This window comes from Bradyrhizobium sp. HKCCYLS3077, from assembly GCF_051167555.1.
Classification (GTDB): Bacteria; Pseudomonadota; Alphaproteobacteria; order Rhizobiales; family Xanthobacteraceae; genus Bradyrhizobium.
In genome coordinates this window covers 198551-212849 of record NZ_JBNPTH010000010.1, presented here as the reverse complement: position 1 = coordinate 212849, position 14299 = coordinate 198551, and the positions used below count along the sequence as shown (strand labels likewise).

The window sequence follows — 14299 nt, the reverse complement described above, 5'->3', positions numbered from 1 at the left end:
CGGCAGCTTCATCCATACCTTGACTCACAAACACATGTGGCCAGTCAAGCGATACAGACGGACACCTGGGCAGTTACCGCTTCGCTCGCAATGACGATAGTGACGACTACCGTCCCGTCTTCACCTTGGTCCAGAGCCGATTGATGATCCGCTGCGTGGCCGGCTCGCGGGCAGTGATGACGAACAGCTTCTTCAAGGTCGCCTCGTCCGGATAGATGTTCTTGTCGCCGAGGATCTTCGGGTCGATCAGCTTCTGGCTGGCCAGATTGCCGTTGGCGTAGGACAGGAAATCCGAGTTCTTGGCGGCGACCTCCGGCCGGTAGAGATAGTTGATCAGCGCATAGGCTTCGGGCACGTGCTGGGCGTCGGCGGGGATCGCAAAATTGTCGAAGAACATCTGCGCGCCCTCTCTCGGGATCGCGTAGCCGATCTCGATGCCGTTCTTCGCTTCCTCGGCGCGGCTCCTGGCCTGCATGATGTCGCCGGACCAGCCGACGACCAGGCAGATCTCGCCGGTGGCGAGCGCGCTTAAGTATTCCGACGAATGAAACTTCCGCACGGAGGACGCGACCTTGCCGACCACCTCGGCCGCCTTTTCCAGATCCGCCTGCTTGGTCGAGTTCGGGTCGAAACCGAGGTAGTTCAGGGCCGCCGGAAAGATGTCGTCGGCAGAGTCCAGCATGTGGACGCCGCAATCCTTGAACTTGGCGAGGTTCTCCGGCTTGAACACCATGTCCCAGCTGTCGATCCGCGCGCCAGGTCCTAGGATCTTCTCGATCGTCTTGACGTTGTAGCCGATGCCGGTCGTGCCCCACATGTAGTTGGCGGCGAACTGGTTGCCGGGATCGTAGACGGCCAGACGCTCGGTGACGACCGGCCAGGCATTGGCGAGGTTCGGCAGCTTCGACTTGTCGAGCGGCTGGAAGATCTTGGCCTTGATCTGGCGCTGCAGGAAATACGCGGTGGGAACGACCACGTCGTAGCCGGACTTGCCGGCGAGCAGCCGCGTCTCCAGGGTCTCGTTGGCATCGAACGTGTCGTAGACGACCTTGATCCCGGTCTCTTTGGTGAAGGCGTCGAGGACCCCCGGCGCCATGTAGTTCGACCAGTTGTAGAAGTTGACGACGCGCTCTTCGGCGCGGCTGGCCGCAACCGAAAACGTCAGCGCGGCCAGAGCCAACACGATACGAATGCGGCCGCGCATCATGTAGCTTGTCTCCTAGCGGCGGTGAATGGCGTCGGACAGGCGCTCCAGCGCCGTGTCGAGCGTGGCATCCTTCTTGGCGAAGCAGAACCGGACGACGGAGGTGACCGCATCCTTCTCGTAGAACGCCGACACAGGAATCGCCGCCACCTTGTAGTCGTGAACGATACGTCGGCAGAATTGCTCGTCGGTTTCGTTGAGGCCGAGCGGCGACAGGTCGACCGTGAGGAAGTACGTGCCTTGCGCCTTCAGCACGGGAAAGCCGAGGCTCTCGAGCCCGGCCGTGAGCCGGTCGCGGCTGCGCGACAGCTCGGCGCGCATGTTGACGAAGTAGTCGTCGGACTTGCCGAGGCCATAGGCCACCGCCATCTGCAGGTTCGGCGCGGTCGTGAAGGTCAGGAACTGATGCACCTTGGCGGCAACGCGCAGCAGCTGCGGCGCGGCGCAGACGAAGCCGATCTTCCACCCCGTGAGCGAGAAGATCTTGCCCGCCGAGCCGACCTTGATGGTGCGGTCGCGCATGCCGGGAATCGTGATCAGCGGGATGTGCTCGCGGCCGTCGAACACCACGTGCTCCCAGACCTCGTCGCAGATCGCGACCGCGTCGAATTCCTGGCAGAAGCGCGCCAGCAGTTCGAGGTCCTCGCGCGGATAGACCACCGCCGCCGGATTCAGCGGGTTGTTGAACAGCACTGCCTTGGTCTTCGGCGAGAACGCGGAGCGCAGCATCTCCTCCGACAGCCGCCAATGCGGCGGCTCGAGCCGCAGCAGTTTTGGAATGCCGCCGGCCTGCCGGATGATCGGCAGATACGAGTCGTACACCGGCTGGAAGCAGATGACTTCGTCGCCCGGCTCCACCACCGACAGGATCGCGGAGGTCAGCGCCTCGGTCCCGCCCGAGGTGACCATGACCTCGCTCATCGGGTCGAGATCGAGCTTGTGCCAGTGCTTGTAGTGCGCGGCGATGGCCTGGCGCAGCTCCGGCAGGCCCATCATCGACGGGTACTGGTTGTAGCCGTTCAGGACGGCGTCCGCGGCGGCGCGGCGGATGTCCTCCGGGCCCGGATCGTCGGGAAAGCCCTGCCCCAGATTGATGGCGTTGTTGTCGCGCGCGAGCTGCGACATCTGCTCGAAAATGGTGACCGGCAGGTCGGCGAAGACCTTGTTCTGCGAGACCATGATCGCGCGTCAGCCGCCGGTCTTGCTTGGCAGACCGGCCGCCTTCCAGCCCAGCATCCCGCCCTGCAGGTGCTTGTCATAGGGCAGCCCGGCCGCCTGCGCGGCGAGCGAGGCTGTCACCGAGCGCTTGCCCGAGCGGCAGGCGAACACGACGTCCTTGCCTTGGGGGTCCGGGATGAGCTTCGGGTCGAAGGCCGACAGGGGAACGACGACACCGTCGGGATAGGCTTCCGCAGCAACTTCGTTCGGCTCGCGCACGTCGACCAGAAGAATTCGCCCTTCGGCGATCCCCTTGGCCACGTCCTGCGGGGTCAAATCGTGCACAACAGCCACGCCCATCCTCCAAGCCTTCGAGGGAGCCGCACACGGCTCCGAACAGGCGCCAAACTCACCCCAGACGCCGCGAAAATCAAGCGGTTCGGCAGCCGTCCCGCGCACGCGCCAGCCGCCGAGCCGGGAGCGATCCGGTCAGATCGTGACCTGTCAGATCGTGACCTGGGTGCCGACCTCGACCACGCGCCCGCTCGGGATCTGGAAATAGTCCGTCGCGTCGTTGGCGGAACGGCTCATCGAGATGAACAGGTGATCCTGCCAGCGCGGCATGCCGGAATGCGCCGCCGGCTTCAGCGCGCGGCGCGACAGGAAGAACGAGGTCGACATGATGTCGAACTGCCAGCCGAGCTTGCGCGCGATCGCCAGCGCCCGCGGCACGTTCGGCGACTCCATGAAGCCGAAGCGCAGGGTCACCTTGGAGAAGGTCGGGCTGATCTGCTCCAGGCGGACCCGCTCCGAGGGATCGATGCGCGGCGTCGGCGCGGTCTCGATCGTCAGGATCACGTTTTTCTCGTGCAGCACCTTGTAGTGCTTCAGGCTGTGCATCAGCGCGGTCGGCGCGCTCAGCGGATCGGAGGTCAGGAACACGGCAGTGCCGGGCACGCGCTGCGGCGGGCGCTTCTCGAGCATCGCGACCAGGTCGGCGAGCGGGAATTCCAGCTTGCGCGACTTGTCGAACAGCAGCCGGCTGCCGCGACGCCACGTATACATCAAGGTCATCACGAAACCGCCGAGCGCCAGCGGCACCCAGCCGCCTTCGAACACCTTCAGAAGGTTCGCCGACAGAAACGTCAGATCCAGGAACAGGAATGGCGCGATCAGCGCGGCCGCCGCGAATGGCGACCATTTCCAGACCTTCCAGATCACGACGAAGCCCATCATCGCCGTCACCACCATGGTGCCGGTGACCGAGATGCCGTAGGCGGAGGCCAGCGCGCTCGACGATTTGAACAGCAGCACCAGCAGCACCACCGACAGCAGCAGCAGCTTGTTGATGCGGGGGATGTAGATCTGGCCGGAATGCGCCTCCGAGGTGTGGCGGATCTCGAAGCGCGGCAGCAGGCCGAGCTGGATCGCCTGCCGGGTCAGCGAATAGGCGCCGGTGATCACGGCCTGGCTGGCGATGACGGTCGCCACCGTCGCGAGCGCCACCATCGGGATCAGGGCCCAGTCCGGGAACATCAGGAAGAACGGATTCTCGATCGCCTTGGAATCGGCGATCACCAGCGCGCCCTGCCCCAGATAGTTCAGCGCCAGCGACGGCAGCACGACAAACAGCCAGGCTGTCTGGATCGGCCGCTTGCCGAAATGGCCGAGGTCGGCATAGAGCGCCTCGGCGCCGGTGACAGCCAGGAAGACTGCGCCGAGTGTGATGAAGCCGATGACGCCGTGATGCAGCATGAAGGTCACGGCGTTGAGCGGGTTGATCGCCCAGAGCACTTCGGGATGGCGCATGATCGGCGGCAAGGCGGCGATGCCGATGATCAGGAACCAGGCCAGCATGATCGGGCCGAAGAACGCCGCCACCTTGGCGGTGCCGCGCACCTGGACGGCGAACAGCGCGACCAGGATGACGATGGTCAGGGGCACGACGTAAGGATCGAACGCCGCGGTGACGAGCTTGATGCCTTCGATGGCCGACAGGACGGACAGGGCCGGCGTGATGACGGCGTCGCCATAGAACAATGCGCCACTGATGATGCCGAGCAGCACGATGACACTGGCGCCGCGCGCGACGCCACGCTGGGCCAAAGCCATCAGCGCCAGCGTACCGCCCTCGCCATTGTTGTCCGCCCGCAACAGAATGACCACGTATTTGAGCGTCACCACCACCACGAGCGCCCACAGGATCAGCGAGATCACGCCCATGACGGCGTGCGGCGCCGGATCGCCGCTGCTGCTGGCTGCCGCAACGGCCTCGCGGAGCGCGTAGAGCGGGCTGGTTCCAATATCGCCATAGACGACGCCGATGCTGCCAAGCGTGAGTGCGCTGAAGCTGGCGGTCGAATGGGTCTCGCCATGACCGTTGGTCGCCGGCGTTTCCGCGGGCGTAGCTGCGGCTTCAACTGTCATGGGTAGCCCCCTCGAGGACTTGTTAATGCTTCACTGCACAACTGGCAGAGCGCGCGGCTTATAGCGACAAGCTTTGACAGCGGACCGGACGAGATTGCGGATCAGCCATGCAATCCAGCATACATTGTCCGAAGCCCATGCGCCAACCGCTCAGATCGTTACCTGAGTACCAACCTCCACCACCCGTCCCGTCGGGATCTGGAAGTAGTCCGTGGCATCGTTGGCGGAGCGGCTCAATCCGATGAACAGGTGATCCTGCCATGCCGGCATGCCGGATTGCGATGACGGCTTCAGCGAACGGCGCGAGACGAAGAACGACGTCGACATGATGTCGAACTGCCAGCCGAGCTTGCGCGCCACCGCGAGCGCGCGCGGCACGTTCGGCGACTCCATGAAGCCGAAGCGCAGCCGCACCTTGGAGAACTTCTCGCTGATCTTCTCCATGCGCACCCGCTCCGACACGTCGACTCGCGGCGTCTGGGCGGTCTCGATGGTCAGGATCACGTTGTGCTCATGCAGCACCTTGTTGTGCTTGAGGTTGTGCAGCAAGGCGGTCGGCACGGAGGTCGGGTCGCTGGTGAGGAACACCGCCGTGCCCTTGACGATGTGCGGCGGCCGCTTCTCCAGGCTCGCAACGAGGTCGTCGAGCGGGACCTCGATCTTGCGGGTTTTCTGGATCAGGATCGCCGAGCCGCGCCGCCAGGTCCAGATCGTCACCGCCATCACGACTCCGAACAGCAACGGCACCCAGGCGCCTTCAAAGAGCTTGAGCAGGTTCGCGGCGAAGAAGCTGGTGTCGACCACGACGAAGGGGACGATGATCGCAGCCGCAACGGCGGCGCGCAGGTTCCACAGCTTCCAGATCACGACGAAGCCCATGATGCCGTCGGCCACCATGGTGGTGGAGACCGCGATGCCATAGGCGGAGGCGAGATTGCTGGACGTCCTGAACAGCAGCACCAGCAACATCACGCCGATCAGCAGCAGCCGGTTGACGCGCGGCAGATAGATCTGCCCGGCGTGGCTCTCGGAGGTGTAGCGCACTTCGAAGCGGGGCAGCAGGCCGAGCTGGACCGCCTGGCTCACCAGCGAATAGGCGCCAGTGATGACGGCCTGGCTCGCGATGACCGTCGCGGCGGTGGCGAGCACCACCAGCGGCAGCAGCAGGATCTCGGGCACCATGCGATAGAAGGAGTTCTCGATCGCGCTGGGATCCGACAGCACCAGCGCGCCCTGCCCGAAATAATTGATCAGCAGGGCCGGCAAGACGAAGAACAACCAGGCCGACTGGATCGGCTTGCGGCCGAAATGACCGAGATCGGCATACAGCGCTTCGCCACCGGTGACGGCGAGAAAGACCGCCCCCAGCGTGACCAGGCCGACGGTGCCATGCGAAAGCAGGAACTGCACCGCGTAGTAGGGATTGATCGCGGCGAGCACGGACGGGTCATCGCTGATGTGGACGAGACCCATCACCGCAAGGCACGTGAACCACGTGACCATGACGGGACCGAAGGCGGAGGCCACCCGCGCCGTCCCCTTGCTCTGCACCGCGAACAGCACGACCAGGATCATGACGGTGAGCGGCACGACATAGTGCTCGAGCGCCGGCGCCGCGAGCTTGAGGCCTTCCACCGCTGACAGCACCGAGATCGCAGGCGTGATCATCGAATCGCCGATGAACATCGAGGCGCCCACGACGCCGAGCGACAGCAGGAACAGGCTGCGCCTGCCAAGCGCGCGCTGGCCGAGCGCCATCAGCGACAGCGTTCCGCCCTCGCCATTGTTGTCCGCCCGCAACAGCAGCAGCACATATTTCGCGGTCACAACGATGAAGAGGGACCAGAGGATCAGGGAGAGCACGCCGAGCACGATCATGCGCGACACCGGCTGCCCGTGAGCAGCGCCATGTGCCGCCTCGCGGAACGCGTAGAGCGGCGAGGTGCCGATGTCACCGAAGACGACGCCGATGCTGCCCAGCGTCAGCCCCCAGAACCCCGACGTGCTCGCGGTTTCCTGTCCTTCGGTCGGTGTCGTGGTGGCCGTCATGTCGCTTGGAACGCATCTTTCCCGTTTGGCCCGGCGCGTGTGGACGCAGACCGACCGCAGGTCAAGTCTCTACCGTAGCAGACCTTCGTTCCAGGGCCGCACGCGAAGCGACCGCTACACAGATGTCTTTTGACGCAGCGCGGCCTGTTGATCGGCAGGACAAGGTTGCCGGAGCCAATGTCGGGTCCGCTGGCGGCGAATCAAGGGCGCGCCGGCCGGCTGTCTGTCCCGGCTGCCCGGCCGGGCGCGGTGCGGCTACGGCTTGAGGTCCGGCGGCAACGGCGGGTCTTCCCGCATCAAGGTGATCGTGACCCGACGATTGGCGGCCAGCGAGGGGTCGTCAGGGAACAGCGGCTGGGTGTCCGACTTGCCGGACACCGCATAGATGTGGCTCGGCGGCAGCCCTTCCCGCTCCAGGATCTGGCGGACGGCATTGGCACGATCGGCCGACAGGTCGAAGCCGCCGTAATCGCTGCGGGACGGGACGAAGCCGGCAGCGGTATGCCCGGTAATCTGCACACGCAGCGGCGTTGCCTTGAGCGGCGCCGCCAGCTTCTCGATCAAGCGCCGGGTGCGATCATACGGCACCTTGGAGCCGTCGGCGAACATCGAGCGGCCATCCTGGTCGACGATCTCGAGGTTCAGACCCTGCTTGGTCTCCTCGAACATGATGTGCTTGGAGATTTCGGTCATCTCCGGCATGTCCTGCAGCGCCTGGCGCAGCGAGGCGGAGGCCAGCGCGAACTGCCGGTCGGTCTTGAGCCTGGCGCCGTTGGTATGCTGGCGCTCCTCCTGCTCGGGGCTCGGATCGCGCGCGGTTTCCTCCGGCGAGATATGGGCGGCGTTCTTCAGCTTCGGACGCGTCGGCAAGCCGTCGGATTCAACGATGCCCGAGTAGCGCGACTCGGTCTGCATGCCGAAGGCGTCGCGCATCGAACCGGCGACGACTTTCAGCTTGTTGTTGTCCATGGTCGAGAACGCGACCAGCATGACGAAGAAGGCGAGCAGCAGCCCCATCAGGTCGGCGAAGGTCACGAACCAGCCGTGACCGCCACCATGCGCATCGCCTCGTTTCTTCTTGGCCATCGTTCACCCCGCCCCGGAACGCCCCCTGCCCGCCGATCAGGCCGGCACGGGCTCGCCTTCGGCATGGCGATGCTTCTCCGGCAGATAGGCCAGCAGCATTTCGCGCACGAGCGCCGGGCTCTTGGAGTCGCGGATCATCAGGATGCCGTCGATGATCAGCGTGCGGTTGGTCTCTTCGTCGAGCAGCTTGCCGTGCAGCTTGTCGGCGATCGGCAGACAGATCAGGTTGGCGACCAGCGCGCCGTACAGCGTCGCGAGCAGCGCGGTCGCCATGAACGGGCCGAGCTTCGAGGGGTCGGTCATGTTGGCGAACATCTGCACCATGCCGATGAGCGTGCCGATCATGCCGAAGGCCGGGGCGCAGTCGCCGACGGCGCGATAGATCTTGCTGCCCTCGTCGAGATGCATCAGGAAATTGTCGCGGTCACGCTCGAGATTGTCGCGGATAAATTCGAGGTCGTAGCCGTCGGCCACGTAGCGGATGCCTTTGGCGAGGAATGGCTCGTCGGTCTCGACCTTTTCCAGGCCGACCGGGCCCTGCTTGCGGGCGATCTCGGCGATGCGGGCGAGTTCGTCGACGAGCTCGCGAGCCGACAGCCGGCTCATCGTGAACACGAACTTCATGCCGAGCGGGACGCCATGGGCGATCGCACCGAGCGGAAAGCGGATCATGGTGGCGGCGGTGGAGCCGCCGAAGATGATGATCGCAGCGTGATCGCTGACGAACATGCCGAAATCGCCGCCCAGCAGCATCATCACGGCGATGACGATCACGCCGACCACGAGCCCTGCGCCCGTCATGATATCCATGAGCTTACTCCACCCGCATACGCGAACAACCGGCCATCCTGGACGGGCGCGCGGCCCTGCCCCACGCGCAATTTAGATTAGATGCGCGCCATTAAGGACGGGTTACCGAATTTGGTAGGCATAATGAGAGGTAAACAGACGAAGAGAAGCGATGCGCATCTCTACGCGCGCTGCACTCAGGCCGCGGCCGCGCCCGACTTGAGCAGATTTGCCTCGGCGAACAGGACCGCCTGTTCGAACGATTTTTCCATCTTATGCACCATCTCCAGCATCTGCGCCGGCTCCATCGTCGCCGAGCCCGCTTCGAGCTCGCGCGACAGCCGCGACAGCGCCGAGAAGCCGAACGTCGCCGACGAACTCTTGATGGAATGCGCCTCGCGCCTGAGCTCCTGGCGATCCTCGAACTTGGAGGCCAGCTTGCCGAACTTGCTGGAGGTGTCGTCCAGGAAGGTCCTGAGCACCTCGAGCGCGTCTTCCTCACCGAGCTCGGAGATCAGGATCTGGTAGACGGTTTCATCGAATTGCACCAGGTCGGTCATGCGACAAGCCTTTCCTTGTTCGTGGCAGCGGCCGCGCGGAGCAGAGCGGCGTTCAGTCGATCCCGCGTGACCGGCTTGGTCACGAAGTCGTTCATGCCGGCATCGGTGCAAGCCAGGTGATCCTGGCTGGTGGCGTTGGCCGTCAGAGCGATGATGTAGATGTCCTGGGCGGGCGGCGGCAGCGAGCGGATCATCCGCGTCGCGGTGAGGCCGTCCATCTCCGGCATCATCATGTCCATCAGGATGAGATCGTAGGTCTGCTTCTGCACCGCCGCGATGGCCTGGGTGCCGTTCTCGACGATGTCGTAGGCGTGGCCGAGCTTGTCCAGCAGCTTCTTGATCACGAACTGATTGGTCAGATTGTCCTCGGCCACGAGGACCTTCAGCGGCTCGGCGCCGGCCGGCCGCTCCTCGGAGATGGTCGCCGCGCTAGCCGGCGCGATCGTCGCCTCGGGAGCGCTCACATGCTCGACATCGGGGTGCGGCTGCGGCTGCACCTCGATGGAGAAGGTGAAGGTACTGCCCTCGCCCACCTTGCTCTGCACCTTGATGTCGCCGCCCATGCAGGTGACCAGGCGCTTGCAGATCGCGAGCCCAAGGCCCGTGCCGCCGAACCGGCGCGAGATGGAATTGTCGACCTGCGAGAACTGCTTGAACAGGCGGCCGACGGCCTCCGCAGGGATGCCGACGCCGGTATCCGCCACCGAAAACACCAACGTGAGATTTTGGCCGGTCAGGCCCTCGGCCCGCACGTCGACATGCACGCTGCCGGCCTCGGTGAATTTGAGCGCATTGCCGACGAGGTTGAACAGCACCTGACGCAGTCGCGCGGGATCGCCGACCACATAGTTCGGCACGTCGGGCGCGATCGAGGTGGTGAGCTGCAGGCCCTTCTCCTTGGCCCGCGACACCAGCAGTTCGGCGGTGGCGGTCACCGAACGATGCAGATCGAACTCGATGTGCTCGATCTCCAGGCGATCGGCATCGAGCTTGGAAAAATCGAGGACGTCATTGAGGAGTTGCAGCAGATAGTCCGCCGATTCACGCAAGGTCATGGCGATCTTGCGCTGCTCCGGCGCCAGATCGGCAGACAGCAGCAGATCTGCCAGGCCGATGACGCCGTTCATCGGCGTGCGAATTTCGTGGCTCATCATCGCCAGAAATTCCGACCGCGCCCGCGTGCCCGCCTCGGCCGCGTCGCGCGAGGCGGCGAGGCCTGCCTGATAGCGCGCGATGAGGATCGTGACGATCCCGATGATCACCGTCAACAGCGCCCCGACCAGGAAATCACGATCGCGATCGCGCTTGAACGCGGCGAAGACCTCCTCGGTGGCCTGACCGACGACGACGACCAGCGGGTGACCCTTCACCCGCTGAAACGAATAGATCCTGGCGATGCCGTCGACCTGGCTGCGCGCCGTGTAGGAGCCGCTGCTCTTGTTCTGAATGGCCGACATGATCGGGCTGCCGGCAAGAGAGGTGCCTACGCCGCTCGAGGCGGCCGAGGCCCGCGCGCGGATGATGCCATCCAGACCCGCAAGCGTCACATTGCCCTGCTTGCCGAGATCGACCGAATTGTAGAAGCTCGAGAGATAGGCGGGATCGAGCGATACGACGACGACGCCTCCGAACGAGTTGTCCGGCATGATGATCCGGCGCGTCAGCTGGATCGACCATTTATTCGAGACGCGTCCGAAGATCGGCTTGCTGATGAACAGGACGTCGTCCTTGCCGTCAGCATGGACGCGGAAGTGTTCGCGGTCATGCAGGTCGAGACCGCGCATCTTCGGATCGATGTTGCTGGACAGCATGATGCCGTCCCTGCCGATCACGACCACCTGGAACGAGAAATCGGACAGGAACTGACTGTGCTTCGCCCACAGCGACATGTCGAAATTTTGCGGGTCCTTGGCGTAGGTATCCCGCACATAGAGCAGCGTTTGATCCGCGGCGCGGATCGAGCGGATGATCTGCTCCTCGAACGCGCGCGCGAGATTGGCGCCGTTCTTCAAGGCCGACTGCTCGGTGCGTGAATACTCTTCGGAAACCGTGTAGAAGATGCCGGCCCAGACCACCGCGATCGCCGACAGGCCGATGACGGCGCTGCCGAAATGTCCAACCAGCCGCACGATCCTGTCGACGGTCTGGTCGAGCCACTCGAACAACGGCATCGATTTGGAGATCAGCCTGCGCATGTCTTTCGCCCTCGAGCGACATGCCTATCCGTCCAGGCTCGCCATCAGGTAAAGCTTGATGGATAAAATCTTCTGAACGCGCGCGGACCGCTTCAACTCAAGTCCGGTCTTGCGCGTCGACGGGTAATCAATCACCGCCATTCATCAGTCCGACGTGCTTCTCGCGCGCCCCCGTAGTCGTCCGGATGAGCCCTGAGCCGCGCCGTCGCGACGGAGCGGCTCAGGGAGTTCATCGGGTGAGCCGCGCTCAGTGGATTTCCGCCGAGCGCTTCAGCGCGTCCTTGAGCTTCTCGAGGGAGAAATCCGCCGCGCGCGCGATCTCCAGGATCGGCGTCTCGCGCCGGGCACACAGTTCGGCCGCCTCTGGCAGGCTGGCGGCGATGTCGTGGGGGATCACGATCGCGCCGTGGCGGTCGGAGTGGATCAGGTCATCCGAACGCACCGTCATGCCGGCGACACGGACCTCGCCGCCAAAGCTCTCGGCATGCACCCAGGCATGCGACGGGCCGATCGAGCCGGCCAGCGTCTGGAAACCCGGTGCCCATTGCGGGATGTCGCGGATCGAGCCGTCGGTGATCACGCCGAGGCAGCCGAGCGCCTTGTGCACATTGCTCTGCACCTCGCCCCAAAAGGCGCCATAGCCGATATCGGGGCCGTCGATGTCCTGGATCACCACGATACGCGGACCGTGACCGGTGCCGACATATTCGTAATAGTCGGTGCGCCGCCGTGCCTGCTCTTCGGCCGGCAGGCCGGACTTGACCACGGAGCGGATCGTCGCGGTCCGCGCATAGCCGACCATGGGCGGCAGATCGGGAAACGGACAGACCAGCGGCTTGGTGGTGTAGCCGATCAGGCGGCGATCAGGCGCCACGATCTCCATGGCGTTGCAGATGGTCGGCGTGTCATAGCGCGCGAGCGCCTCGAGAACGGATGGAGCGACCGGCGCGGCGGAATTGGTCAAGGCGTTGTCTCCGGATGTGAGGGACGGATCTCACGTCCGTCCTTGCACCCGGTATAACTGACGCGCCCCGAGCCGGCAAAGCGCGGGGCCATGTGCTGAGGTCAATGCAGCCGCTCAGGCGGATGCTGCTCCTGCTCGGCAGAAGGCGGCGGCGCAAAGGCGGGGCTCGACGTAGCAGCGGCCCGAGGCGCCGCCGAGGCGCCAAGCGCCGCGGCATGCCGCGCGGCCTGCTGGCGATACAGCCGCCAGCCGAACGGCAGGCTCAGGATGTAGAGGATCGAGCCCGCCGACAGGATGTGCCAGGGATAGACCACCAGCAGCGCCACGAAGAACACCACCGAGGCGAACACCGGCAGCACCAGCTCGGGCGAGACGCGCATCCGCGTGGTCTTGCCGGAGAACACCGGCAGCCGTGACACCATCAGGAAGGCGATCAGCAGCGTGTAGAAGGCCGTCACCAGGGCGGGCGGCTTGGGCAGATCGAGGAAGGCGAGATAGACCGGCAGCAGCACCGTGATGGCGCCGAGCGGCGCCGGCACGCCGGTGAAGAAGTTCGCGGCGAACGGCGGCTTGTTGGGATCGTCGATGCTGGCATTGAAGCGCGCCAGCCGCAGGCCGCCGCTGATGGCGTACATCATGGCCGCGATCCAGCCGCCGTCGCGCAGCTCGTGCAACTGCCAGAAATACAGGATCAGGCCGGGCGCGACGCCGAAATTGACGAAATCGGCGAGGCTGTCGAGCTCCGCGCCGAACTTCGACTGCCCCTTGATCATGCGGGCGATGCGGCCGTCGATGCCGTCGAGGAAGGCGGCAAACACGATCGCACCGACCGCGAGCTCCATCCGGCCCTCGGTCGACAGCCGGATCGCGGTCAGGCCGGCACAGATCGCCAGCAGCGTGATCATGTTCGGGACCAGCAACCGCACCGGAATCGGCCGGAAACGCCGGCGGCGCAGTTCGGGAGAGTTCGGATCGAAGCTCATGATCACACCAGGGATGGTTTTGCCGGGACCTTGTGCCTGAACTTGGCTCAAGGCCCCCTTAATGGGTCGTCATCGGGCGAGGACGGTTCACTGGCTCCTGAACGTCAGGCCGGGCACCGGAACGTCGAAATCGGCCAGGATGGTTTCACCGGCGATGGCCGTCTGTCCTTCCGAGACCAGAACCTCGGTGCCATCGGGGAAATAGACGTCGAGCCGCGACCCGAAGCGGATCAGCCCGAAGCGCTCGCCTGCGCCGATCGTCTGCCCTTCCCGTACGAACGATACGATCCGGCGCGCCACGAGGCCGGCGATCTGGACCACGCCGATCCGGCCATGCGGCGTCGAGATCGCGAGCGAGTTGCGCTCATTGTCCTCGCTCGCCTTGTCGAGCTCGGCATTGATGAAGGCCCCCGGGCGATAGGCAATCTTCTCGATCCGACCGGCCACCGGAGCCCGGTTCACATGGACGTTGAACACGCTCATGAAGATCGAGACCCGCAGCAGCGGGCGATCGCCGAGGCCGAGCTCCGCCGGCGGCAGCGCGCGGGTGATCATCGAGATCTTCCCATCGGCCGGCGCCACCACCAGCCCTTCCCGCTGTGGCGTCACGCGGATGGGGTCGCGGAAGAACAGCGCGCACCAGACGGTGAGCAGCGTGCCGATCCAGCCGAGCGGGGTGAAGATCCAGAACAGGATCAGGCTGACGAGGGCAAATCCGCCGATGAAGGGATAACCTTCGGGGTGGATCGGCGGGATCTGGGCACGGATGGAATTGCTGATCGACATGGCCTGCTTCGTTGAGATGATGTCCCTCTGACCTCAGAGCGGACCGCCGCCTTGACTAGGTCGCCGGACGCCGAAGGTCAAAATGAATCCTTAACGAG

12 protein-coding genes are annotated in these 14299 nt (G+C 64.7%); all 12 read right to left on the bottom strand.

Translation table 11 applies throughout. The annotated features are described in order from the left end of the window. Positions 1 to 106: 106 nt before the first annotated feature. Positions 107 to 1207: a polyamine ABC transporter substrate-binding protein gene (locus ACQR0Z_RS32345; protein WP_434857622.1), complete on the bottom strand. Its 1101-nt coding sequence runs from the start codon at positions 1205 to 1207 to the stop codon at positions 107 to 109. 12 nt (positions 1208 to 1219) lie between these two features. Next, entirely contained in the window at positions 1220 to 2383 is a 1164-nt protein-coding gene (locus tag ACQR0Z_RS32340) for an aminotransferase (RefSeq protein ID WP_434921333.1), read from the bottom strand. Positions 2384 to 2392: 9 nt separating this feature from the next. Next, complete coding sequence (locus ACQR0Z_RS32335; RefSeq protein WP_315720728.1) at positions 2393 to 2722, bottom strand: rhodanese-like domain-containing protein; 330 nt, start codon at positions 2720 to 2722, stop codon at positions 2393 to 2395. Positions 2723 to 2866: 144 nt separating this feature from the next. Beyond that, on the bottom strand, positions 2867 to 4789 hold the full coding sequence (locus tag ACQR0Z_RS32330; RefSeq protein WP_434876790.1) for a potassium transporter Kup: 1923 nt from the start codon (positions 4787 to 4789) through the stop codon (positions 2867 to 2869). Between the two features lie 150 nt (positions 4790 to 4939). Further along, complete coding sequence (locus ACQR0Z_RS32325; protein ID WP_434857625.1) at positions 4940 to 6838, bottom strand: potassium transporter Kup; 1899 nt, start codon at positions 6836 to 6838, stop codon at positions 4940 to 4942. Between the two features lie 255 nt (positions 6839 to 7093). Next, positions 7094 to 7924: a flagellar motor protein MotB gene (locus tag ACQR0Z_RS32320; RefSeq protein ID WP_434857626.1), complete on the bottom strand. Its 831-nt coding sequence runs from the start codon at positions 7922 to 7924 to the stop codon at positions 7094 to 7096. A 36-nt stretch (positions 7925 to 7960) separates the two neighbouring features. Continuing rightward, positions 7961 to 8734, bottom strand: coding sequence for a motility protein A (locus ACQR0Z_RS32315; RefSeq protein ID WP_009028798.1), 774 nt, complete (start codon positions 8732 to 8734; stop codon positions 7961 to 7963). Between the two features lie 176 nt (positions 8735 to 8910). Next, the gene (locus ACQR0Z_RS32310; protein WP_434857627.1) at positions 8911 to 9273 is read right to left on the bottom strand and encodes an Hpt domain-containing protein; all 363 of its coding nucleotides are present in this window, start codon (positions 9271 to 9273) and stop codon (positions 8911 to 8913) included. Further along, on the bottom strand, positions 9270 to 11468 hold the full coding sequence (locus ACQR0Z_RS32305; RefSeq protein WP_434921332.1) for an ATP-binding protein: 2199 nt from the start codon (positions 11466 to 11468) through the stop codon (positions 9270 to 9272). The genes ACQR0Z_RS32310 and ACQR0Z_RS32305 overlap by 4 nt, the downstream gene beginning before the upstream one ends. A 247-nt stretch (positions 11469 to 11715) precedes the next feature. Next, positions 11716 to 12351 carry an RraA family protein gene (locus ACQR0Z_RS32300; RefSeq protein WP_434921336.1) on the bottom strand — a complete coding sequence of 212 codons (636 nt, stop codon included), beginning with the start codon at positions 12349 to 12351 and terminating at the stop codon, positions 11716 to 11718. A 182-nt stretch (positions 12352 to 12533) separates the two neighbouring features. Next, positions 12534 to 13415, bottom strand: coding sequence for a CDP-alcohol phosphatidyltransferase family protein (locus tag ACQR0Z_RS32295; protein WP_434921331.1), 882 nt, complete (start codon positions 13413 to 13415; stop codon positions 12534 to 12536). A gap of 87 nt (positions 13416 to 13502) precedes the next feature. Next, positions 13503 to 14201, bottom strand: coding sequence for a phosphatidylserine decarboxylase (locus ACQR0Z_RS32290; RefSeq protein ID WP_434857631.1), 699 nt, complete (start codon positions 14199 to 14201; stop codon positions 13503 to 13505). Positions 14202 to 14299 lie beyond the last annotated feature (98 nt).